This is a genomic window from Dyadobacter sp. CY343 (assembly GCF_021390335.1).
Taxonomy (GTDB): Bacteria; Bacteroidota; Bacteroidia; order Cytophagales; family Spirosomataceae; genus Dyadobacter.
Map to the genome: position 1 here is coordinate 368,267 of NZ_JAJUXK010000004.1, position 24,375 is coordinate 392,641.

Genomic DNA, 24,375 nt, shown 5'->3' on the forward strand with positions numbered 1-24,375 from the left:
CTGTTTGCATGGGACTGATCGGAATAGCGGTTTGTGGGGGCGAAAGTTCAAGAATGGGCCGCGACAAAAGCAGTCTTATTTATCATCAAAAATCTCAATATGAGCATGTTGCCGATCTGCTTTCCGGGTTTTGTGAAAAGACTATTATTTCCTGTAACCAAGACCAGCTGAGTGTCCTGGAAACGGAATACGAAAAAATGGTCGATCTGCCTCATTATGCACACATTGGCCCGATCGGAGCATTACTTACTGCATTCCAATCTTTTCCAAATCACGATTTCCTGTTTACCGGCTGCGATTACCCGCTGCTTGGAGAAACCGATATTTCACATTTTCTAAACGCAATTCAGGAAGATTCTGTCGCTGCCGCCTTTTATAATTCAGACGAAAAATACGAGCCTTTACTAGCGTGGTACGCTGCGAAAGTTGGTTCGCGTCTGAGCGGACATTTTGAGTCGGGCGACCGTTCGTTACAGTCGTTTCTGAGAAATGTGAATGCGCAAAAATTTCTCCCGGAAGCTGAAAATGTAATGCAATCCATAGATACGCCGGAGGATTTTGCGAGGATTACAGAGCTTTTAAAACAAAAAAACAATGGTTAAAACGCAGCCGGTATCCGTAATCCGACGCCCGATCAAGCGGGTTACTGCCACAGGAAGTGCCGAAAAAGAGGATTTCCTGGCAGTAGAAGAACCATTGGAAATACGGCTCGCCTATCAGAATTCAGGAAAATCAGAATGGCGGAATATTTCTGTTACGATGCGCACGCCAGGATTTGACCGCGAACTTGCAGCAGGATTTTTGTTGACAGAAGGCATTATCAAATCAGTAAATGCTATCAAGAATATTGAGATTTCAGTATTTGAAGAAAATCAGGTATTGGTCACTCTTTCTGAATCATCCGAACCAAATCTGAATACTTCTGAAAGAAATTTTTACACAACATCCAGCTGCGGCGTGTGCGGAAAAGCGAGTATCGATGCGATCAAATCCGTTTCATCCTATTCCCTGCAAAACACGTTTGAAGTGAGCCGGGAAGTACTTTTTACATTGGGTTCCAGGATTTCGGGACAACAGAATATCTTCCAGGAAACAGGCGGATTACACGCTGCCTCACTTTTCGATGCGGCCGGAGATCTGATAAATATCTGTGAAGATGTGGGCCGGCACAATGCTTTGGATAAATTGATCGGCACAGCATTGTTAGAGAATCAATTGCCTCTTACCAGCAAGATGCTCCTATTGAGCGGCAGAGCAAGTTTTGAGCTGATTCAAAAAGCATTAATGGCTGGTATTGAGCTGGTTGCTGCAATAGGCGCACCATCGAGCCTGGCAGTGCAGCTGGCGGAGGAGAATAATATGACGCTGGTGGGATTTTTAAAAAATGACAGATTCAATGTTTATACCGGCTATCACCGGATTATAGGTTTATGAAAATCAGAATTCAAAAAAATAAAGTAAGATACCGGCTGTCCAAGAGCGACGTGGCACAACTGGGCAACGAAGGATATCTCGAAGAACGAACCGCTTTTCCGCAAGGCGAGCTGGTGTATGCAATCAAAAGTCAGCCAGCTATCGAAACGCTCTCAGCTTCTTTTGAAAATCAGCACATTACGATATTTATTCCAGAGTCGTTTGCACGGGAGTGGCCGGAAAATAATGTGATAGGGATTGATTCAAATATGTCTTTCAATGAGCAGGAATCGTTATATCTGCTGGTAGAAAAGGATTTTAAATGCCTCGACAATGATGCCGAGGATCAGTCTGATAACTACGAAAACCCGAACCAAACCTGCTAGTTATGGCTGAATCGCCTATTATCATCCCAGGCTCTGAAAATCCTGACAAGCTGACCGGCCTCAAAAAAGGCAAGATCATGAAAGTAGCTGCGGGTATTCCGGCGGTGGTTTCTAGCTTTGAAAAAACCATTAAAGAAGCCGGCGTGCAGCGTGGAATGAAGGCGTTATTCAACCTCAACAAAAAAGGAGGTTTTGATTGTCCGAGCTGCGCCTGGCCTGATCCCGACGATGAGCGTTCCGGCATTGCGGAATATTGTGAAAATGGCGCGCGGGCAGTCGCGGAAGAGGCGACTTTGAAGAAACTTACCCCCGATTTCTTCTCACAAAATTCAGTACTGGAACTTGGCAAACTGTCGGACTACGAAATCGGAGGCAAAGGCAGGATTGCCCAGCCGATGTTTTTGCCAGCTGGCGGCACACATTACCAGCCAATTACCTGGAAAGCCGCATTCTCAAAAATAGGATCAGAACTGAACAGACTTCCGTCGCCCGACGAGGCCGTTTTCTACACTTCCGGCCGGACGAGTAACGAAGCGGCTTTTTTATACCAGCTTTTTGTTCGAGAATTTGGCACGAATAACCTGCCGGATTGCAGCAATATGTGCCACGAAAGCAGCGGCGTCGCATTAGCCGAGTCGCTGGGAATCGGAAAGGGTTCGGTGACTTTGGACGATTTTTACAAGGCAGAAGTGATCATGATCATGGGCCAGAATCCGGGTACGAACCACCCGCGTATGCTCACTGCATTGCAGAAAGCGAAAGCAAACGGAGCGACGATCGTTTCTATCAACCCGCTTCCTGAGACGGGTTTAATGGGTTTTAATAATCCACAAAAAGTAGAAGGTGTATTTGGCCGCAACTCCTCGCTCACCGATATTTTTCTTCATATTAAAATAAACGGTGACCTGGCGCTATTGAAAGCGATTGAAGCCTTGCTTTTAAAAGAAGAAGAAAAAAATCCGGGTGCCGTTTTCGATCAGGATTTTATTCGGGCAGATACGGAGGGTTACGAGCAGTTTAAAGCGCATTTGAATACCCTTAACCCGGAAGAGCTTGCGAAAGTTTGCGGTGTCCCATTTACACAAATCCAGGAAACGGCGCGACTGCTCGCGACGAAAAGCAAAATAATCGTTTGCTGGGCAATGGGACTTACGCAGCAAAAAAATGCGGTGGATACTATTAAGGAAATAGTCAATCTGTTGTTGCTAAAAGGTAGTATCGGCAAGCCGGGCGCGGGGACTTGTCCGGTGCGCGGCCACAGTAATGTGCAGGGCGACCGTACTGTTGGGATTTTTGAAAAACCTTCCGAACAGCTGCTTAATTCTATTGAACGAAATTTCCATTTTGCCCCACCGAAAAAGCACGGCTACGACGTTGTGGATGCGATTAAGGCGATGCACGAGGGAAAAGTTGGAGTATTTTTTGCGATGGGAGGCAATTTCCTTTCTGCCACGCCCGATACCCGCTATACGGCCGAAGCATTAAGTAAATGCCGCCTGACTGTCCACGTTTCGACCAAACTGAACCGGAGCCACCTGGTGCACGGGGAGGAAGCTTTGATATTGCCTTGCCTCGGGAGGAGCGATATGGATATTCGGAACGGAGAGAATCAATTTATTTCCTGCGAAAATTCAATGGGTGTGGTTCAAATGTCAAAAGGTGTATTGCCTCCTATTTCTGACCAGCTTTTGAGCGAACCCGAAATTGTATGCAGACTGGCCCAGGCTACGCTCGGGAAACGCAGCCAGATCAATTGGCAAATGTATATTGATAATTATGACGTGATCAGGGCGGATATTGAGCGAACAATTCCCGGATTTGAAAAGTATAATGAGCGCGTGCGCCAGCCGGCGGGATTTTATCTACCCAATTGTAACCGGGACGGAAAGTTTGATACTTCATCCCGGAAAGCCAGATTTAATGTCGCCCCTATTCCGGTTAATCATTTATCAAAGAATGAGTTAACAATGATGACGATCCGCAGCCACGATCAGTTTAACACAACTATCTACGGATTAAATGATCGGTATCGCGGTGTTTTTAACGAGCGGCGGGTCATTTTTATGAATGAAGAAGACATTTCCGACCGAAATTTGCAAAATGGAAGTCTGGTGGATTTGCACAACGATTTTGGCGGAGTGGAGCGAGTGGCGCACAAATTCCTGGTCGTCGCCTACCCTATTCCGAAAGGCTGCACAGCTACCTATTTCCCTGAAACGAATGTGCTGGTACCGATCGATAGTGTAGCCGACAAAAGCAACACGCCAACTTCGAAGCAGGTGGTAATTACAGTTTCAAAACATCATATTCCAGGATCGGAAACTTAATATTTACCTAATATAGCTGACAGATACAAAATGTACTTTTCGGATCCGTTAGCATTTGGTTAGTAACCGGAGATCACGGTTTTTTTATTTCAGTCAAATTTTTACAAAATGAAAAAAGTATTTGCTATGCTTGCCGCAGGGTTTTTAAGCCTTACTGCATTTGAAGGAATGTCACAAAACAAGAACAAAGTAATCGCGCACCGCGGCGCGTGGAAGCACACCGGCTCGACAGAAAATTCGATTGGCGCGCTGGAACATGCGATTAAAATGGGCTGCTACGGTAGTGAATTCGACGTGCACATGTCAGCCGATTCGGTGATTTTTGTATTGCACGATCATGCTATCAAGGGTACGCATATTGAGAAAACGAACGCAAGTGAGCTTTCGCAGATCAAGCTGGAAAATGGCGAGTCGCTGCCGACGCTTGAAGCCTATTTGAAAGCCGGCGCAAAACAGAAAAACACGAGGTTGATTCTTGAAATCAAAACGTCTTCAATGGGAAAAGAAAGATCCCTGGCGCTGGCAACGAAATGCGTGGAAATGGTCAAAAAGCTTCAAGTTGAGGATATTACTGATTACATCGCATTCGATTTTGACGTTTGCAAAAAAGTGAAAGAACTGGCGCCAAAAGCGCACGTGGAATATTTGAATGGAGATAAAACGCCAGATGAGATCGCGGCCGCTGGATTAGACGGTATTGATTATCACTTCAATGTGTACAAAAAGAATGAAGATTACATTGCAGCTATGAAAGCCAAAAAACTGACCACAAATGTGTGGACAGTAAATGACGAAGCGATGTTGAGATCTTTTCTGGAAAAGAATGTTGATTTTATCACAACGAATGAGCCCGAGCTGTTGCTGAGCATTTCGAAAAAATAGCAATTTGATCAGTTGGAAAAGGTTATCCGATCTTAGCCATTTCCAACTGCCCATTCGTTTCCTGCCAAACTCTGATCACCTGGGTCAATTGCTTGTATTCAATCAAAAACCCATCGTGTCCGTATAGTGAATCGATCTCCTGAAAAACAGCATCAGGAATATGTCTTGCCAGAAATTGCTGCTCCGACAGCGGGAACAGTAGATCGGATTTGATCCCTAATACCAGCGTTTTGGCTTTTACCAAACCCAAAGCGTGCACAATCCCGCCCCGGTTCCTGCCTACATTGTGCGAATCCATGATCTTGGAAAGTACCCAGTAGGAATACGCATTGAAGCGTTTTACAAACTTATCCCCCTGATATTGCTGGTAAGAAGAAGCGCGGAAATCGTCGATCTGATCGGGGTTATCCCTGGCTTGCGTAAAATTGTAGGTATCGTAATTACGGTAAGAAAGCAATGCAATCGAGCGCGCCGCCCGCATGCCCATTGCGCCAGCTTCCGGGTGGTTATCGTCAAAAGTAGGGTCGGCCTGGATCGCCATTCTCTGGGATTCGTTGAATGCGATTCCCCACGGCGAATGCAATGCATTGGAGGCGATCAATACCAGTTCTTCAAATAAATCGGGCACTTCTACCGCCCATTCCAAAGCCTGCTGGCCACCCAACGAGCCGCCAATGCAGATTTTTATCCTTCTTATCCCCATTTCCTGGCGCAGCAAATCCATCGCCCCGACTACATCACGAACAGTAATTACGGGAAAGTCGCGGTAATATGGTGTTCCTGTTTTTGGATTGACCGACAAAGGACCGGTAGATCCATACGCAGAACCCAGCACATTTACACAAACAATAAAGTGCTTCGCCGGATCAAAGTATTTCCCCTCTCCTACCAGCCCATCCCACCATTCAGCCGCATTGGAGCTGCCGGTAAGTGCGTGGCAGATCCAGATGATATTGTTTTTGTCCGGGTCAATAGTTCCGTAAGTGGTATATGATAGCTCAAAACCAGCGAGCTCTCCGCCCATTTCGAGGGAATAGGGATAGGGATGCTTGAATGTTTTTTGTTCCGACTGCATAGGTGCCAAAGCACATTTAGATACAAAATGTGGAGATTAAAGCCATTCGGCTTACGGAAATTTCTAACAGTAAGTACACGCGAATTGATTTTATATCTCCTAATAAAATTAGGTGGGAATTAGCACCTTTCTCCATGATGGTAGCAGGTTGCCAGAGGTTCGTTGAGCCCATTCTCTCGCCTCTTCTTTATAAATCAATCGCTTAAAGTGGAGCAATTGACTTGATGGTACAATATTAAGCGGGGATGCCTGAAAATGCAAACAAAGTAGGAAATTCTCTTTCCCAGCATCAGGACATTTATCAGGCCTGTCGGAACAAAAGGGTATATTCGGTCGTTGCTTTTTGAAAACAATTGAAAAACTGTCAGGGCTTAAAGTAAATGCAACCGGCCTGCTATTGGCATAATAACCCTTTAAAACCAGTTCTTTTGTACGGATTTATTGCCCCCTCTTACACTTACGGACAATCACATATTTCGCCCGAGGAGCTTTACGGTTCCTTTTTTAAGGATGTCCAGAACAGTCATATTTTCACGGATTCAAAAACCTTCGCGGACGCCATTCCCCTCGAAGATCCTATGCTGATCATTGAACGTTATCACCACGAAAGACATTCAGAAGGTTTTGATATAGAGGAATTTGTAAGACGGTGTTTCAGGATGCCCACGCACATTGCTTCCACTTTCAAGGCTGATAAAACAATGTCGGTTTCCGAGCATGTCAAAAAGCTTTGGCCGGTATTGACCAGACAGCCGGAAAGCCAGGAACGCGGCGGTTCGCTGATCCCACTTCCGCACGCTTATGTGGTACCCGGCGGACGTTTCAGGGAGATTTACTATTGGGACAGCTATTTTACGCTGCTTGGACTGAAAGAGAACGGACGAACTGATCTGGTACAAAGCATGATCGACAATTTCGCATATCTCATCGACAGTTTCGGCTATATTCCCACCGCCAACCGCACGTATTATCTCACACGTTCACAGCCTCCGTTTTTCTCACTGATGGTCAGGCTGTTCAGTGATATGGAAGGCAAGAAAATACTGAAAAAGTATTTGCCCCAAATGCAGAAAGAATACGATTACTGGATGGAGCCGGGAAATTCGGGGGAGCCTTTCAGCGCCCACCGAAGATTGGTGCATTTGCCCGATGGAATGAAATTGAACCGGTATTGGGATGATAAAGCGACACCCAGACCGGAATCGTACCGGGAAGACGTGGAACTTGCTGACCATGCGAATGAAAAACACGGCGCTTCCCGCGAGGAACTCTACCGGCATATCCGCGCTGCGGCGGAGTCGGGCTGGGATTTTAGCAGCCGCTGGTTTGAGGATGAGAAAGATTTCGCCACGATCCATACCACTGATATCCTGCCGGTAGACCTGAACTGCCTGATGTACCATCTGGAACAAACGCTTTCAGAAGCATACCTGCTCGCGGGAGATATGACTTTGCACGGCGTTTATCTGGACAAAGCAGCCCAGCGGAGAATGGCGATCCAGCTTTACTTCTGGGACCCTGCCAAAAATTATTACATGGATTACGATTTTAAAAAACAACAATTCAAGAAGGCCATTACTCTTGCCGGTACCTTTCCTTTGTTTTTTAAATTGGCTCCAAAACCCAATTCGCACTACGTGAGGGCATATATTAGGCTTAATTTTTTGAAATCGGGCGGGCTGCTGACCACCACGGTAAAATCGGGACAACAGTGGGACGCACCAAATGGCTGGGCTCCGCTGCAATGGATCGCATATAAGGGTCTAAGAAATTATAACTTTCACCGGACCGCCAATGAACTGTCGGCTGAGTGGCTTGGCCTGATAGAGAAGGAGTTCAGGCACTCGGGTAAAATGCTCGAAAAATATAACGTTTCAGACACAAATCTGATTGCCGGCGGGGGTGAATATGAGATTCAGGAAGGCTTCGGCTGGACAAACGGTGTATACCTCCGAATGAAAAACAGGAAAAGATAGTGTAAATGTATTTCGACAAAATTTTATACCATTCTTATAAATAATGTTAAAAATTTCCTGCGGCACATTCGGGCAGTAGAGATTATTTTTAATACCTTGTATTGTTAACCGACCGATATTACATGAAACTTTTTCTGTATCAAATTGACGCTTTTACTGATAAACTCTTTGGAGGAAACCCTGCTGCAATCGTCCCGCTGGACTACTGGCTGCCGGACGAAACCATGCTCAATATCGCCGCAGAAAACAACCTGGCTGAAACTGCATTCTATATTCCCACCGAGTCAGGATTTCATATCAGATGGTTTACACCTACCGTGGAAGTTGATCTTTGCGGGCATGCTACATTAGCGGCTGCATATGTGATATTCAATATTCAGAACTACGAAGGCAAGTCGATCGTATTCGAGTCACGAAGCGGAGAGCTCCGGGTTGATTGTAAGGAAGACTGGCTTACGCTCAATTTCCCGGTGGATTTGTATCACGTAGCGGTTCCACCGCCTGCGCTGGTGGAAAGTCTCAATACCACCACGCTGATGGAAGTCTACAAAGGAAAAACCGATTATCTGGTTGTAGTAGAATCAGAGGAAGTGGTTCAAAACCTGGAACTTGATATCATTGTGCTCTCTACGATCCCTGCGAGAGGTATTATCATCACAGCTTCAGGGAACGATGTCGATTTCGTGTCCCGGTTTTTTGCGCCGCAATCGGGCATTGATGAAGATCCGGTGACCGGCTCTGCGCATACTACCCTTATTCCTTATTGGGCTGAAAGGCTTTCTAAAAATACACTTACCGCCAAACAAATATCTAAACGCGGCGGCTTCCTGAAATGTGAGCTTGACGGAGACAGGGTATATATTGGCGGTCAGGCCAAACTCTACCTTAAAGGCGAGATTCTGATTGAAGATTAAGCTTTGCTTTCTTGCGACAATTTCACGCGCTGACCTGCATACAACCCGGCCAAAACGAAGAATGTGCCTAGTACCGTGTAAACGGTAACTGGCTCTCCCATAAGCCACCACGCAAAGAAAAAGCCGAAAAGCGGACACAGGAATAACCAGAGCGACGCTTTCACAGCGTCAAGTCGCAACAAATAGAACCAGCAAATTAGCCCGACGATAGATACTGCCAGGCTCAGCCATAACACGGAGCCCCAGAAAGTACTGTCGAGCCGGGTTTCTGAAAAATCACTGAACAGGAATGTAGCGGGAAGTAAAAACACGCCACCCAGGAATACCTGCCAGCCGTTGATCAGCAAATTAGGAAGCTCCCATTTGAGCGAAGCATAATAAACACTGGCCGCTGAGACCGCTATCATGCTGATTAACAATATCGTAATTCCCTCCACGGTCGTGTAACTATCGCCAAGGAGCGGATACGTTGCAATACCGATCCCCGCCATTCCTAATGCAATCCCCAGCCACTCTTCTGCTTGCGGCCGCCTTTTCAGCCACCACGACGACAACAGTACGATGATCAGCGGGTTGGTCGAAACTGCAAGACTGCCTATTCCGGCGGCAGTATATTTCATGGCGTACACGTAGAGGCCCAGGTACAGCGTTGTATTCAGAAAACCGAAAAGCGCCAGTTGCAACCATTCATTTCGGTTTGGCAATCGGTAGGAAGGATTTTTGGTAAATAAATAGGAAAAAGTCAGCAGCAGGATTCCGGCGATAAAAAACCGGACGTTTGCCAATATTAACGGAGGAGCTGACTGTACACCGAACTTTGTCGCGACGGAAGCAGAGGACCACAAAATGGAAAACAGAATACCAATACCAATATTTTTCACACACAAAGGAGATTACGCGCCAAAAATACGTGATGCATTTCGGCTTCCGCCTGCACTTTTCATATTTTTGGGCATGCGAATTCAAAAAAATGTATTGTTCCTGGCTATTCTTTTGTCAATCGCGAGCATACCTGCATTTTCCCAAAACCAATGGACCTACGATTTTAACAATGGCCTGAACCCCATCGAGAGCGGCGGGCCGGCCCTTAAAGTGCTTGGACAACCGGGGCAATATATCAAAGAAAAAATCCCGGGCTCCGACTATCTCAACCGCACTACTTATCAGTTTGAAAGCAATAGCGGCCTGCAATTCAACAATACGGAAGCCAAAGGTTTTCTTAGCAAGAGCTTTACGGTTGAGATCTATTTCAAAATGAATGAGCTCGACAGCTGGAAACGCGTGCTTGATTTCAAGAACAGAAAAAGCGACTACGGAAGCTATATCTACGACGGGAAGCTCAATTTCTACGACTATGCAATAGGTGAAAAAGCGCCTGTGCGAGCGAACCAATATGTACATTATGTGTATTCGCGGGACTTCGAAACGAAGGTGATCAAGATGTACATCAATGGACAATCCAAACTTGAATTTAAAGATCCCGGCACCGAAGGAATGCTTGATAACGATCAGGTCCTGAACCTTTTCCAGGATGATCTGGTAGCTGGCTACGAAGCCAGCGGCGGCTCTATTGCCCTGATCCGCGTTTATGATCGGGTAATGACGCCGGTTTTCGTGCGGAGGAGCTATCAAACGATTGCCAAGAATTTTAAGGAGCCCGTTGCCGAAGAGAAAAAGCCGGAGCCAAAGGTGGAAGAACCCGCCAGACAGGAGCCTGGCAGAAACAAAAATTTGGCACTCGTGACCGGCAGAGTATATGATGGGCGCGATCTTGCTCCGGTAAATGATGCCGAAGTAATGGTCCGAAAATCAGATAACGATTCGCTGGTGGCGCAGACCAAGAGCGTGCAGGGCGTTTATAATTTCGAATTAACTCCTTACCAGTCCTATAAAATTTCGGCGCGGGCCGATGGTTTCCAATCCAAAAGCATTGCTGTCAAAACCAACAATCGGTACGAAGAGATCAAATCACTGATCAGCCTGGCGCCGGAAACCTATTCAGCTCCACTCACTACGCTTTATTTTACGCAAAGTACTGAGGAAGTGGAAGGGAACTCAATGAGCGAACTGGACGCGATGGTAGCATATTTTCAGAAAAATGCGGGATTGAAGATATTGCTCAAAGGACATACGGACAATACCGGCAATTTTGAGAAGAACCTCGAACTCTCTAACAAGCGAGTAGAAACTGTTAAAGCCTATCTGCTGGGAAAAGGTATCTCCGCCGACCGCATTGAAGGAAGCGGATATGGATCGGCGCAGCCGAATAAAGTGAACCGGTCAGAAAGTGAAAAAAGATCGAACCGGAGAGTTGAAATCTGGGCTGAGCCTATAAAAAGATAAAGCCACCTCATTGAGATGGCTTTATACTGACTATTCCTAAACCCTTAACCTTTTCTTTTCTTTAATATTTTTTGTCCCGAAGGACGAATTTCCAAATAAACGTGCTAACCGGCGTAATAGTTTAAAGTAATAATCAGATAAATATTACTCCCTTGTATACGATTTATCGTTGCTTTTCGATGTGTCTCTAACCTACTGCCAGCTCTACAACTCAAAATCTTCCGGATCAGTCAATTACTTCTTTTTATTTCCCTCCTCTATCTGACTGAAACAGAGGGTGATCTGATTAATTGTCTTATCTACACAAATATAAAACAATTTTTATTAGCGTCATGGTTTAATTCAATTCTTATTTCCGCTAATGGTGATACAAATATCACTGTTAATTTTGAAATTACAAAGTTACACGGATGACGCAGACCGAATTTTATTTGGAAGTTAATATTATTTAAGTCCAATTACTACCAATATTATACTATTTACGCAGCAATAGAATTTAGAATATTTTATTCAAGCGGCCTTTTACAGAATATTCGACTGTCTTGAAATAATTATATTTTCTTAAAATTGTTCAATCATTGGTTATAATTATTCATTGCTGAATGTATACCCAAAGTACAAAAAGCCAGAACCATATCCCCGGCAGTATCCAGAAAGATCGGCAACTCTGCCATTTCCTCTGGGGAAAAAGCTTTTAACACATAATCTACTTGCCTGCCTCGCGGAAAATTATTCCCTATCCCAAAGCGCAGACGAGGATATTCGGACGTGGCCAGCAATTCTTCTATATTCTTTAATCCATTATGACCGCCGTGGCTGCCTTTCGGTTTCAGCCGTAGTGTACCAAATGGCAATTGCAGCTCATCCACGATCACGAGCGTGTTTTCGGCGCTCACTTTATATTGATCCATATAATATCTCAGCGCTTTTCCACTGAGGTTCATATAGGTGGTCGGTTTGATAAAATAGATCTGCCGGCCTTTGTATTTCCATTCTGCCACAAAAGCGAGCTTCTCAAAACTGAACTTGAAATCATGCTGCGCAGCCAGTCTGTCCAACACCATAAAGCCGACATTGTGCCTGGTAAAAGCATATTCCGGACCAATATTTCCTAATCCGGCAATCAGATATTTCATTTGGCAAAAGTTTTTGATTTCGTGATAGAGCACTTAATTTAGGCTAAAATTCAGGGAAAATTCATGATACCCCAAAAACGATTAATATTAAGTAGCCCTTTGCTGGAAATCATGATCAGCCGGTTGTGCCAGCAATTAATTGAAAATCACCAGGATTTTTCCAATTCGGCGGTAATGGGCTTACAGCCTAGGGGGATTTATTTTGCGGAGCGTATCATCGCCGAACTTCGCCAGCGGACCGGCCAGCATATTCCGTTGGGGTACCTGGACGCAACTTTTTACCGGGATGATTTCAGGAGACGCGAATCCCCGCTGGTGCCTAATAAAACGAACGTGCCTTTCCTAATCGAAGGAAAAAAAGTAATTCTGATCGACGACGTGCTCGCCAGCGGGCGAATGGTGCGAGCAGCTCTTGACGCAATGACCGCATTTGGCCGCCCGAAAGCGGTGGAATTAATGGTACTGATCGATCGCCGCTACAACAGAGAGCTTCCTATAGGCCCGGATTATGCAGGGATGAAGGTGAGTACCGTGGAAAGCCAGCGCGTGCAGGTTGAATGGAAGGAACAGGGATTTGAAGCTGATCACATCTGGCTTGTAGACTGATTATCTGGGCGCTGAGTCGCTTTTTAAACCTACTTTACCAATATCTTCTGTTTTGTAGGTCAGCTTATTGACATAAAATATTTCCCTACCCTGTCCGATCGACGAGCTGCCGATGCGCTGCATTCCGTAGGCGAGAAAATACTGGCCGTACCAGGGAGACAAGTATCCGTCCTCATTATTGAGCACTTTGTCTTTTTCTGATTTTGCGTTGATCTTAAACTTTTCGGTTTCCACAACTACCTTATCCCGATTGATCACCTCCGTGTGAATTTCGCCTTCCTGCGGGTATGCCAGCACGAAATAATCGTCAACAGGAGTTACCTGCACCATTTCCTGTAAATCGAAACTAGTCAGATCCTTGATGGTAATGCAGTTATCCCACATGAATTTACCGCTCCTGTCGAACCCGCACACGATTGCGTGCGTGTATCTGTAACCTTCGAGCGACCGCGAAATATAGGGTCTTGAAATTCCCCCCGATATCACGGGAATTGTGGACCGCTGGTTCGGATAATACACTTCTGCAACCAGCACGATCTCATTTTCTGTCTGGATCAGCTCGTGAACCAGCAGGCGGTACCTGAAACGATTTTCCTTTCCAAGACTTTTTCTCTTTCCAATCTTATCAAGCATTCGCTGTCGCCGCTTGGGCTTCATATAATTGAAAAAGTTTTGCAGATCTGAAAATTCAATAAACTGAGGTTCAGCAGGTTTATCGTTTTCAATATGGGTAACATACAGCCCCTGCGAGTACTGGGTACAACCCACAGAATAATTGCCGATCAGGTAAGAATCGTCGGGATTAAGTGGGACGATCTGCCCTGAGATAAAACTGTAACGTGAATCGCTGAGCGTCGTGCGTTTCAGAAATTTGCCGTCGTAATTATATGTTTTGATCTCAAAAACACAGTTTTTCTTGCGATAAGCGTAAGTGATCACATTAATGTAGCCGTCGACCTCATTGATGTCCACATTATTTAACTCGGTATTTTTCTCAAAAAGACCAGGAAGTACGCGGGTGGTATGGTCAAAAAAGGAATGGATAATTACAACCGGCCTGGACCTATAATAGCCCGAAACAAGCGCTTTGCTGCCAATTACCTTGAATTGCTGCACATCGACGCCTGAGAGCAGATTTCCCTTGAAAGTGTCGATAGATCCGTCATTAAAATTGAGCTGTAAAAAAAGAAACCGGTCGCTGTCCGGCTCGGCGAAGAGCCAATAGCCGGCGTCGGCACCTTTGTAGGCCATAACCGGGATGTACCTGAAATCGAGCTTGTAAGCAGCTCGCCAGCGTACTTTGAATGTGGTATCGTATTGAACAAATTGCCACTGCTCGTTCCTGATGCTGGAATATCCGTCGCCCCTGATCACAGACAATATCCCCTGCTCTCCCAGACTAAATATTTCAAATTGTTCGGAAGCGGAAGAACTGGTGGGTATTTCCAGCCTGTCCGCCTGTTGCAGCTGCGCCAAGGCTCCTATTGCAGGCAGCAAAACAAGTAGCCATACAATAGTTACCCGAAAACAACTTAACAGAAACCTGGGCATAACTTCTTCCTTCAGGGGTGTAACTCGCTTCAATATTTACCCTAATTTTGCATCAAAAAGATAACATAACTATTAATATTAGAAATATTTTCATTCAAATAAAAACATCAGAAAATGTATCCGCATTTTTGGGAGATCAGTTCTGACTTACACCATTTTCCATGACAATTGAGGAAATTTTAAAAGGCGATATTAAAAAAGCGATCCAAAAGCACTTCGAAATCGACGCCGAAGAGATCATTTTACAACCCACAAAAAAGGAATTTGAAGGTTTTTACACATTTGTAACTTTTACATTAACCAAAACCACCCGCAAAGCACCGGCGGAAATTGGTCAGATTATTGGGACTGAGCTGGTTGAAAATTCTTCGGTAGTTGATAGTTTCAATGTAGTTCAGGGTTTTTTAAATATCAGCCTGAAAGACCAGACGTGGCTGGACTTGTTCAGCCAAATGAGCAGCCACCCCGACTACGGCACAGCGCCCTCGAACGGACAGTCGGTAATGGTGGAATTTTCTTCGCCAAATACCAATAAACCCCTGCACCTGGGGCATTTAAGAAACAATTTCCTTGGCGATTCTTTGTCTAAGATACTGAAAGCCAGTGGCTATGATATTGTTAAAACGTGTCTGGTCAATGACCGGGGTATTCATATCTGCAAATCCATGCTAGCATATCGCGAGCTGGGAAATGGCGAAACGCCTCAAAGCAGCGGCATTAAGGGTGACCACCTGGCGGGCAAGTATTACGTGAAGTTCGATCAGGAATACAAAAAGCAGATCAAGGAACTTGTAGAGCAGGGAATGAAGGAGGAAGAAGCCGCAAAAAAGGCTCCCTGGATTCTGGAAGCTCAAAAACTCCTCCTACTCTGGGAACAGGGCGACGCCGACACGATCGCACTTTGGCAGAAAATGAATAGATGGGTGTACCAGGGTTTTGGGGAAACTTATAAAAAGATCAACGTTTCTTTTGATAAAACTTATTACGAATCAGATACTTACCTGCTGGGAAAAGATATTATTGAAGAAGGTCTGCAAAAAGGCGTTTTCTACCGGAAAGAAGATAATTCGGTGTGGATCAGTCTGGTAGAGGAAGGTCTGGATGAAAAACTGGTACTGCGCGGCGACGGTACTTCTGTATATATTACCCAAGATTTAGGCACAACTGAATTAAAAAATAAGGATTTTCACAACGACCGCTATTTGTGGGTAGTAGGAAATGAGCAGGATTACCATTTCAAAGTACTTTTTGCAATACTTAAAAGGCTCGGCCGCACTTACTCGGAAGGCTGCTACCACATCAGCTACGGAATGGTCGATCTGCCTTCCGGCAAAATGAAATCACGCGAGGGCACCGTTGTCGACGCCGATGATCTGATCGCAGAAATGATCCAGACTGCCGCAGACCGCACGCAGGAACTGGGTAAGATCGACGACTTTGACAGCGCCGAAGCGAAGCAGCTTTACAATCAGCTGGCAATGGGCGCGTTGAAATACTTCCTTTTAAAGGTAGACCCCAAGAAGAGAATGCTTTTTAACCCGCTCGAATCAATTGATTTCCAGGGGCATACAGGGCCATTTATCCAATACACTTACGCACGTATCCGCTCGATTATCCGAAAAGCGGAACAGGCTGAGATCGCTGCCGTAATTCCGGGAGACGCTTACAAGTTGCATCCCGCTGAGCGTGAGTTGATATTTTCGCTTTCCTTGTATCCTTCAAAGGTAAGTGCCGCCGCCAGCGAGTTTGCTCCTTCGCTCATTTCCCAGTATGCATTTGAGCTTGCGAAGGTCTATAACCAGTTTTACGCTGAGGTTTCGATATTCTCTGATCCCAACCCGGAGGCGACGCGTTTCAGGGTTGCATTATCTAAGGTCGTATCTGAAACAATTCGTAAAGCTTTGGGGTTAATGGGCATAGAGGTTCCCGAAAGAATGTAGGACTAATCCATTGTGTTTATTGCTAGATTTGTATAAACCATAACCATAACTAAAATGAGCGTGTTAAAGTCGATCCTGATTATGATTACATCCCTGATAACCGGCTTGTTTGCCGACAAAAGTGAGACTGCTGCGAGACCTGAAAACGCGCCGGTTGCCAAACAATCGCTTTATGATTTTAAAGTAAAATCGCTTGTAGGCGGCAAAACGGTTGATTTAAGTAAGTATAAAGGAAAAAAAGTAGTGATCCTGAACGTGGCTTCCAAATGCGGTTATACCAAACAATATGCGGATTGGGAAAAATTCAATAAGGATCACGGGGACAAAGTGGTGGTTTTAGGTTTCCCTGCTAATAATTTCGGTGGACAAGAGCCCGGTACGAGCGAAGAAATCGCGACATTCTGCTCGGCCACTTACGGTGTAACTTTCCCGATGTTCGAAAAAGTTTCAGTAGTAGGCGACGACCAGGCTCCTATTTACAAATGGTTAAGCACCAAAGATTTAAACGGCTGGAACGACAAAGTTCCTACCTGGAATTTCTGTAAATATGTGATCAACGAGAAAGGCGAACTGACCAATTTCTTTGCTTCAAAAGTGCTACCAACCGACCCTGAGTTTTTAAAATCAGTTGGAATTTAATAGTACATATTGCCGGGCTGCCAGTTACTACACTGGCAGCCTACATTGCCCTTCCAAATCAATCAAACACACATTACAATGAAGGACATTATCGAAGCGAAACGCTACCTGTCGAATGCAAAAACGATTCTCAGTGAAAAAGCGCAAAAGGAAGACGGATACTATCAGGACAGAAAATATGTAAAAATGGCCGGACATACTGCATATGCTGGTGTTCTGGTTGCGTTAGACAGTATTTTGGGTGATAAGAAGAAGAAAACCAGAAAGAGCCTGGAATGGTATCAGAAGGAATTATCTGTTCTCGATAAAAAGGTTCTCTCAGACTTTATGGCGGTTTACGATATTCTACACCTTTCCATGAGCTACGATGGAATATTAAGAGCCTCAGTTTCGACGGAAGGTCTGTACCTTGCAGAAAAAATTATTAATTGGGCTGAGCAGAAAACACAAGCCTGAATCTCCCTACATTTTAAAATTAAATGAATCCCTGGCTTGAGGCCGCCCGGCCGAGAACATTACCACTTTCGCTTTCGTGCATAATCATGGGCTGCTTTCTGGCTGCCTCGACGGGCGATTTTCACTGGTCGGTTGCAGCTTTGAGTGTACTTACCACCATTATTTTACAGGTGCTTTCCAATTTTGCCAATGATTATGGCGATGCTGTCAACGGAAAAGATACTGAATTGAGAGAAGGGCCGCGCCGGGCTGTGCATTCAGGCCATATTACTGCCTCGCTGATGCTGCGTGCGATTGTCTGGTTCTCAGCACTCGCATTAATTTCCGGCATTTCGCTGCTCATTATCGCACTAAACGACGCACCTAAGAATGCATTCTGGGTGTTTTTGGGAATAGGCGTCGCCTGTATTATCGCCGCGATTACATACACCGCGGGAAAACGTCCCTACGGGTACGTTGGATTGGGCGATTTGTCTGTGCTGATCTTCTTCGGCTGGGTGGGCGTATTAGGCAGCAGTTACCTTCACACACACCTTTGGGACTGGTCATTATTGCTTCCTGCATCCAGTTGCGGTCTTTTTGCAGTTGGAGTTTTGAATATCAATAACATCCGCGATATTGAATCCGATCGCGCTACCGGCAAAAATTCAATTCCAGTTCGCCTCGGACGCGAAAAAGCGATCGCTTATCACTGGCTTATTTTAATCACAGGCATGCTTTGCGTTTCACTTTACACTTTCCTGCATTTTTCCGGAATCCAAAATCTGCTGTTCCTGCTCAGCTTCCCATTATTTATCAAAAACGGCCTGGCTGTTTCGAAACTGACGAAGGCTCAGGAACTCGATCCCTATCTGAAACAAATGGCGCTGTCGACGCTGTTTTTCGTTATTCTTTTCGGGATTGGAGTTATTCTGTAACTGTTATTTTACGGCAGACTTGATCGCATTCCCCAGCAACTCATATCCTTTTGCATTCGGATGCAATCCATCGCCAAACAGCGCCTCGTCGATCTTACCTTCTTTATCCAAGAATACTTTTCCCGGATCGATAAATCCGATGTTTTCTTGACCCGCTAATTGTGCCAGCTGCTCATTCAAAAGCACCACGCGTTGCTCCTGGGCGCGCCTTGGGTAAATACCTGAAAAGGTAATCTTCGCTTTGGGTTGACGGTACTTCAATGCACTGATCAGCAACTTCCAGCCTTCCACAATCTCAGCATCGGTATTCAAATGCAGGTTATTGGTGCCAATGTTAACTACAATCTGCTTTGCATTAAAACCATCCAGCTCTCCGTGGTAAATCCGCCAAAGCACATTTTCAATTCGATCCCAGCCGTAACCCATATTAACCGAACTCTTCCCAAATGTTTTGTTCCAGGATTCCTCTCCCACCGCCCGCGGCCCTTTCGGTAGCCCGCCCCAGAAATGCGTAATGGAATTTCCTATTACAACTACTTCCGGCGAAGACTTCTTATTATGCTCTAAAACAGCCAGATGCCGCGCTTCCCAATCGTAGTTATTAAGTTCCCGCAGCTGGATAATGGGCTTTGTTGTCGAAGCTTCACCAGTATATTCATGCAGCACATTGCGCAAATGCTTTTCATAACCTTCCGCATAACGCATCATACCAAGATCCGTCTGGTGCGTACCGTCGACCGTCGTTTCAATATCCTGATTAAAATCCTTTTTAGAGATCAAATACAAATTCTCAATTCCTTCTGATTTGAGCTGCGCAAATGCATTTTTTAGTATCTCATTTACTTCCTGGTAAAAGTTTTTACTCTGCGGATTAAGCTCTTCGTCCGTATAACCTGCGTGTTCGGCGAGCACAATAGGTGTCGCAGGATGTTTTTCACGAATCGACTTTACGGAAGTCAAAATCCGGCTTCTCACCTCTTCCGCAGTTACCGCCAATTCGGATCCCGGGCGGATCGTCAGGTTGGGCAGACAATCCAGGATAAAAACCTTTGCGTCAATTTCATTGACCAGCTCCACTACCTCTTTTTCCAGTCTTCCATTTCCCGAAAAAGCCAGGTTAATAAGCGGCCGGTCCATTTTCCGGCTTAATATGGAAGTCCAGGCCATACCCGGCCGCGAAGCGCAGGCTCCTTGCGCAATGGAAGTACCATAAACGACAATAGGCTGATCTGGCCGCACTGGCAGTGCTGTAAACTCGGTCCCTTCCGGCGTGCCGATTTCCAGCCACTTCACATTGTTATATAATGGTAAAAACAGCCGGTACTCCCGCCCTTTTTTGTGATAATTATCGTTGCCCGCAAGCCCGCGAAAATTGTAAGTTATCGTATCTCCGAATGCATATTTGCCCGCTGCCCAGCGCGCCTCCCCGTCACTGCTAATCGCATACAAGTCGACTCCACTCACGCCGGTTGCTGGCATGTGGGGCAATGCATGGCCGCCGCCCACAGTATAGCGCACTTTGATCTCGGGTGAATTGGAACGGAAGCGGATCATCAACCCCGACGATTGGTTTGACAAACCCCAAACCGCCTCTCTCACAGTCTTTTCGGCCTTTGCCGGTAACCGGTCATACGGATTTTTCAAATCCTTACCCTGCCAGGCCCGACCTTCTATCACAGGAAATGCAGCACTTTGAGGGTTCCACCAATTGATCCTTACATTTTGAGCGAATGCGCTGGAACAGCAAAACAGCAGGGCGAAAGAGAGAACTTTGATCTTCATAAAAACAAAAATGGATACCTTGTATTGCTACAAAGTATCCACCTGAATATTTCTTTCGTATTTCTGAAAACTATTTTACCAGAACACCGTCTGCAATAAAGGTCAATTCCTGCTTTGGTTCTGTGATTTTCGCGATTTCTTCCTTGCTCTGACCCGCATCTTTGGCATAATGCTGCAAATGCTCGACCGGAACCATTTTCTTTTGCGCCTCCCCTTCAAACACTACCGTTTTGCCGGCTATATCTTTTGGAACAAAGAATGCGTAGTCCTTGAACATCACCCGCATTGTTTCACCATTATCCATTTTCACTTTCATCCAGCAACCTTTCACCTGGCAAACAGATTCTACCGTGCCGCTCACTTTGGCCTCCATTTCGGTCTTATCACCCATTTTGGCAGGAAGCGCGGAAGCTTCGATCGCTTTTTTGTCATTGACTTCTTTTCCGAAGGTACTTGCATTTTGCGCATTTGCGGCAAAACCGGCCACCGCAAGAGATAGTAGTATGAATAGTTTTTTCATTGAATTAAGTGATTTGTGTTTCAATTAATAACCTGATTGCAAGATAAGTGGTTTACTCCAATACCTCTACCCAACCCTTGCAGTGATTACCCTGCGGCGTGTCGACCACATAAAAATAAGTCCCATTTGCGATCCCTTTTCCCCAATCGTTTTTGTAATCAGCAGCCTTGTAAACCGATTTCCCCCACCGGTTAAAAACTTCCAGCGACGAAGGCGAAACGGGTACAATGAAGAAATCATTCTTACCATCACCATTTGGCGTAATTACATTGGTTAAGGTAAAAGGCGGGGAAGCGACGACCTTTTTCTCCGTTTTGAGAGGACAACCGGCTGCATTATAGGAAGTTAAAGTAACGACATATTCTCCCGGCGTTTCATATTGATATTCGCCGATATCCTTATCAGTTACCGTATTTCCCTTACCCAAATTCCACTCAAAACGCTGTGCATTCGCGGTTTTGTTGTTTATCGAATAGGAAAAAGGCTCGTTGCATGCGCCGCCGGAAGTCACCACTTCGAAGTCAGGCGCGTGCGTTTTATCTACCTTAACAGTTATTTCCCGGATCGGCCGGCAACCGTCGGCGTAAAGCCCCTCCACGGTGTAAGTCGTCGTTTCTTCGGGTTTGACGGTCACACTTTTACCAATCGTTTCGGGTAACCCTTTTGCCGGAAACCACTTGTATTCTGGTGCGTCGCCGGCGACTGTGAGCACAACCGAGGCGCCCTGACAAGCTTCGGTATCTGCCATTTCAACAAAATCAGCCTTTTTTTCAACTAATACTTTCACCTGCTTGGTCACCTTACAGCCGCTCGCATTGCTGATCTCCACGCTGTATTCGGTCGTTTCTTTCACGATTGCGGTCGGATTGGCAACGGTTGTGCTGCTTAATCCCGTCGCGGGCGACCATTTGTATTCGGTACCTCCTTCCGCGAGTAATTTCACATTAGAATTTTCACAAACCGCAGTATCCGCAGTCACTTTTGCATTCAGTGTTTCTACAATGATAGTTTTCTCCGCCACATCTATACGCTTGCAGCTCAGCCGGTTGTATGCTTTTAAAGTAACCTTATATTCACCCGGCGTTGCAAATGTATATTCCGCCTGCTCATCTTCCCTCGAAATGGTGTTGCCACTTACCTCCCATATATAATCAATGCCGCCTTCGCTCATATTCACGAAGGTTAGAGCGAGTGGTGCGCAGCCGCGGAGTACATCTTTTTTACTACCAGCATACACGTCAAACTTCGCTTCCAACCGGTCGATATCTATCTTAAAAGCCGCATTATTGCAGTTGTCGCTATTATTTTCCTCCGACCAGGCTTGCGGGGTTACGGGAAAATGACTGCCGCCGCACGCGCAGGTAGCATGGTATATCGTTCCGTTTTTATCAAAGCGGCTGGTACCGCCGTCCACATGATCGCCCTGGATCTGCTCGTCCTTACTTTGACTACCAAAATAAGTCGCATAAAGCAGCGATTTCATACCCTGTTCGAGAATTGCGATGTAAAAATTGTTTCCATTCGTGCCCGGTTGAATAGCGTCTTCGGTTACCGGCAAACCATTGGTGCTGCTCAACATATTGCTGTTTGTAGTCCTGTTCACATCTCCACCCCAGCCTGCAATATAAATATTGCCGCATTCGCTGACCAGAAAGGCTGTCGGGGAAATGTCCGGAGTACCTCGGCCTGAGCCGATAATCGTTGAGAAAACACTTTTCGAGAGTGTGGCATCCAATGCGTGAATGAACTGGCCACTTTTAGCATTTTGGTAAACGCCCTGACTAACCGGATAATCGCCCGTGGTCAGTCCGTAGAAATACACATTTCCGTTCGCGTCGGTATCGAGCAAATAGGCTCCATCTTCTTTTTCGGTACCCGCGTAGGTGAGCGCTACCAGCTTGTCCGCGGTATATCTGGCAATAAATGCATCCTCAGTTCCTTTCAGGTTTTTCTGATAAGATCCTGATGTACTGGATAATGCGCTGCTTTTTGTAAAACCTGCGACATATACAGTTCCCCCCGGAAGCGATTTCAGAGAATAGGCTGCATCCTCTTTTTCACCACCAATATAAGTACTCCAAAGCAACGTGGAAAGCCCCGGATCGAGCTTGGAAACGGTTCCATCCTGTGCGCCGAGCATTCGGTTTTGTACCGGATTTTTAAGTGGAAAGTTGGTCGAACTTGTCGAAGTAACGATCAGTACATTGTCTGTTTCATCTACCACAATCTCACCCCGAAAAGCGTCGCCATAATTCCGGATTGTGAATGATTCTGAGCTGCTTACGCCATCGTTTCCCGAGCCGCCCAGATAAGTGGATGCAGCAAGTTGCTTTCCGTCTGCACTTAATTTTGAGATGTAAATATCTGCCCCATTGTTCAAATCCAGACCTGAAATAGGAACTACCTTATTGCCGCCGCCAAATGCACGCTGAAAAGCAGTTGTCCGCGTGGGGAAGTCTTTGGAAGAAGTTGTACCAAGAATTAAGAGTTCTTTTCTAGAATTGACTATCAGACTGTTAGGAACTTCCGTATCGTCTCCGCCCAGAAATGTAGCATAAACCAGATCCTTTCCGTCGGGCGTGAACTTCATGATCGAAACGTCAACCGATCCTTCAAACTTCACCTGAAACGCACCTACCGTAGCCGGAAAGTTTGCGCCGAAAATAGTACCGCCTGAATACAGGTTACCCTCCGCATCATACGTCGCCGTGTGGCCCCAGTTATCAGAAACCGCGCCGGAATAGGTGGAAAAAATCAGCTCAGGATCAATGGTCAGAGCCGCGTTTTTCTGGTAGCCTTTTGGTAGAATAAATTGCGCCGTATTTCCCGAAAGCGAGAATGCAGAAGGTACTTCGACTGCCTTATTATTAATGTTTTGAAATGAATAGGGCTCTGCTTCCCGAAACTGGCCCACCGAAGTTTTCACGATAATCTGCCGCTCGCTGCTTAACGAAACCTGCTCAGCGCCAACGTATTGCATTCTGATCTGAGAAGGATCTGCATTCGGGCGGACAACAAATTCATATTTCAGTTTTGACCTGTGGATATACACGCGGAGATCAATTCCGGCGTAGATATTTTCATAAACTACCTCTTCAAAACCCCGCACATTACCTACCCACTTGCTTTCTTCTTTACCCAAAAAATAGCTAAAACTGGTTTGAACCGGACTTTTCGGCGTGTGCCTTACGTCGCTCGCGGCATTGTTGAACTTCACTTCCACGCCGTGTGCAGCGATATTGGAGGTAGTCGGATTTTGGCGGGCCGCGGGGGAAATAACGGGCGTTTTAGCGTGGCGCGCGGCTATCGGAGCGGCATCGTAAAGCACATATACCATCGACTGGCTTTTCAGAAAAAGGAAGCCGCCGGGAATTTCGGCGCGGTACAGGATATCCTTTTCCCACTGACCTCGGTTCTCAATGAAATACATACCGCCAGCCCGCGTTTTTCCAGCCATAAAGGCCAGCATCGAAAGCATTACAAGAGTTAACCGTAAAGTTTTGTGCATAGAA

General features: G+C 45.8%; 20 protein-coding genes and 1 riboswitch. Of the genes, 13 read left to right on the forward strand and 7 right to left on the reverse strand.

Annotated features, from left to right (window positions below):
* Positions 1 to 8: 8 nt before the first annotated feature.
* From LZG94_RS13415 to LZG94_RS13435, 5 genes are all read left to right on the forward strand, one after another.
* Positions 9 to 602, forward strand: a complete 594-nt coding sequence (locus LZG94_RS13415; protein ID WP_233792379.1) for a molybdenum cofactor guanylyltransferase — start codon at positions 9 to 11, stop codon at positions 600 to 602.
* On the forward strand, positions 595 to 1,434 hold the full coding sequence (gene fdhD / locus LZG94_RS13420; RefSeq protein ID WP_233792380.1) for a formate dehydrogenase accessory sulfurtransferase FdhD: 840 nt from the start codon (positions 595 to 597) through the stop codon (positions 1,432 to 1,434). The genes LZG94_RS13415 and fdhD overlap by 8 nt, the downstream gene beginning before the upstream one ends.
* Positions 1,431 to 1,799, forward strand: a complete 369-nt coding sequence (locus LZG94_RS13425; protein WP_233792381.1) for a DUF7009 family protein — start codon at positions 1,431 to 1,433, stop codon at positions 1,797 to 1,799. Before fdhD ends, LZG94_RS13425 begins: the two co-directional genes overlap by 4 nt.
* 2 nt (positions 1,800 to 1,801) lie before the next feature.
* Positions 1,802 to 4,126 (forward strand): FdhF/YdeP family oxidoreductase, encoded by a 2,325-nt coding sequence (locus tag LZG94_RS13430; protein WP_233792382.1) that lies wholly within the window; start codon positions 1,802 to 1,804, stop codon positions 4,124 to 4,126.
* Between the two features lie 108 nt (positions 4,127 to 4,234).
* On the forward strand, positions 4,235 to 5,008 hold the full coding sequence (locus LZG94_RS13435) for a glycerophosphodiester phosphodiesterase family protein (protein ID WP_233792383.1): 774 nt from the start codon (positions 4,235 to 4,237) through the stop codon (positions 5,006 to 5,008).
* A 22-nt stretch (positions 5,009 to 5,030) separates the two neighbouring features.
* Here the strand turns inward: LZG94_RS13435 and metX are convergent, their stop codons facing one another.
* Positions 5,031 to 6,083, reverse strand: a complete 1,053-nt coding sequence (gene metX, locus LZG94_RS13440) for a homoserine O-acetyltransferase (protein WP_233792384.1) — start codon at positions 6,081 to 6,083, stop codon at positions 5,031 to 5,033.
* Between the two features lie 87 nt (positions 6,084 to 6,170).
* A riboswitch (SAM riboswitch) is annotated at positions 6,171 to 6,279 on the reverse strand.
* A 232-nt stretch (positions 6,280 to 6,511) separates the two neighbouring features.
* Between metX and treA the strand changes: the two genes are divergently transcribed.
* A complete protein-coding gene (treA, locus tag LZG94_RS13445) occupies positions 6,512 to 8,059 on the forward strand; it encodes an alpha,alpha-trehalase TreA (RefSeq protein WP_233792385.1) in 1,548 nt (515 codons plus the stop codon).
* Positions 8,060 to 8,181: 122 nt separating this feature from the next.
* Positions 8,182 to 8,973 (forward strand): PhzF family phenazine biosynthesis protein, encoded by a 792-nt coding sequence (locus tag LZG94_RS13450; protein WP_233792386.1) that lies wholly within the window; start codon positions 8,182 to 8,184, stop codon positions 8,971 to 8,973.
* Here the strand turns inward: LZG94_RS13450 and LZG94_RS13455 are convergent.
* Positions 8,970 to 9,854, reverse strand: coding sequence for a DMT family transporter (locus LZG94_RS13455; RefSeq protein ID WP_233792387.1), 885 nt, complete (start codon positions 9,852 to 9,854; stop codon positions 8,970 to 8,972). The two genes, LZG94_RS13450 and LZG94_RS13455, sit on opposite strands and share 4 nt — an antisense overlap.
* Positions 9,855 to 9,927: 73 nt before the next feature.
* Here LZG94_RS13455 and LZG94_RS13460 point away from each other — a divergent pair, with 73 nt between their 5' ends.
* Complete coding sequence (locus LZG94_RS13460) at positions 9,928 to 11,316, forward strand: OmpA family protein (RefSeq protein WP_233792388.1); 1,389 nt, start codon at positions 9,928 to 9,930, stop codon at positions 11,314 to 11,316.
* Positions 11,317 to 11,891: 575 nt separating this feature from the next.
* On the opposite strand, the gene pth is transcribed toward LZG94_RS13460, so the two are convergent.
* Positions 11,892 to 12,452 carry an aminoacyl-tRNA hydrolase gene (gene pth, locus LZG94_RS13465; RefSeq protein WP_233792389.1) on the reverse strand — a complete coding sequence of 187 codons (561 nt, stop codon included), beginning with the start codon at positions 12,450 to 12,452 and terminating at the stop codon, positions 11,892 to 11,894.
* 66 nt (positions 12,453 to 12,518) lie between these two features.
* Between pth and pyrR the strand changes: the two genes are divergently transcribed.
* Positions 12,519 to 13,058: a bifunctional pyr operon transcriptional regulator/uracil phosphoribosyltransferase PyrR gene (pyrR, locus tag LZG94_RS13470; protein WP_233793120.1), complete on the forward strand. Its 540-nt coding sequence runs from the start codon at positions 12,519 to 12,521 to the stop codon at positions 13,056 to 13,058.
* On the opposite strand, the gene LZG94_RS13475 is transcribed toward pyrR, so the two are convergent.
* Positions 13,059 to 14,609 (reverse strand): hypothetical protein, encoded by a 1,551-nt coding sequence (locus LZG94_RS13475; protein ID WP_233792390.1) that lies wholly within the window; start codon positions 14,607 to 14,609, stop codon positions 13,059 to 13,061.
* A 161-nt stretch (positions 14,610 to 14,770) separates the two neighbouring features.
* Between LZG94_RS13475 and argS the strand changes: the two genes are divergently transcribed.
* The 4 genes from argS to LZG94_RS13495 all read left to right on the forward strand — a co-directional run bounded on the left by argS (position 14,771) and on the right by LZG94_RS13495 (position 18,561).
* Positions 14,771 to 16,549 carry an arginine--tRNA ligase gene (gene argS / locus LZG94_RS13480; protein ID WP_233792392.1) on the forward strand — a complete coding sequence of 593 codons (1,779 nt, stop codon included), beginning with the start codon at positions 14,771 to 14,773 and terminating at the stop codon, positions 16,547 to 16,549.
* A gap of 54 nt (positions 16,550 to 16,603) precedes the next feature.
* Positions 16,604 to 17,188, forward strand: a complete 585-nt coding sequence (locus tag LZG94_RS13485) for a glutathione peroxidase (protein WP_233792393.1) — start codon at positions 16,604 to 16,606, stop codon at positions 17,186 to 17,188.
* 78 nt (positions 17,189 to 17,266) lie between these two features.
* On the forward strand, positions 17,267 to 17,644 hold the full coding sequence (locus LZG94_RS13490) for a DUF5618 family protein (protein WP_233792394.1): 378 nt from the start codon (positions 17,267 to 17,269) through the stop codon (positions 17,642 to 17,644).
* Between the two features lie 23 nt (positions 17,645 to 17,667).
* Complete coding sequence (locus LZG94_RS13495) at positions 17,668 to 18,561, forward strand: 1,4-dihydroxy-2-naphthoate polyprenyltransferase (protein ID WP_233792395.1); 894 nt, start codon at positions 17,668 to 17,670, stop codon at positions 18,559 to 18,561.
* Positions 18,562 to 18,564: 3 nt separating this feature from the next.
* Here the strand turns inward: LZG94_RS13495 and LZG94_RS13500 are convergent, their stop codons facing one another.
* The 3 genes from LZG94_RS13500 to LZG94_RS13510 form a co-directional block, all read right to left on the reverse strand.
* On the reverse strand, positions 18,565 to 20,343 hold the full coding sequence (locus LZG94_RS13500) for an SGNH/GDSL hydrolase family protein (protein ID WP_233792397.1): 1,779 nt from the start codon (positions 20,341 to 20,343) through the stop codon (positions 18,565 to 18,567).
* A gap of 70 nt (positions 20,344 to 20,413) precedes the next feature.
* Positions 20,414 to 20,863, reverse strand: a complete 450-nt coding sequence (locus LZG94_RS13505; protein WP_233792399.1) for a DUF4920 domain-containing protein — start codon at positions 20,861 to 20,863, stop codon at positions 20,414 to 20,416.
* A 52-nt stretch (positions 20,864 to 20,915) separates the two neighbouring features.
* Entirely contained in the window at positions 20,916 to 24,341 is a 3,426-nt protein-coding gene (locus tag LZG94_RS13510) for a gliding motility-associated C-terminal domain-containing protein (RefSeq protein WP_233792401.1), read from the reverse strand.
* Between the last annotated feature and the right edge of the window lie 34 nt (positions 24,342 to 24,375).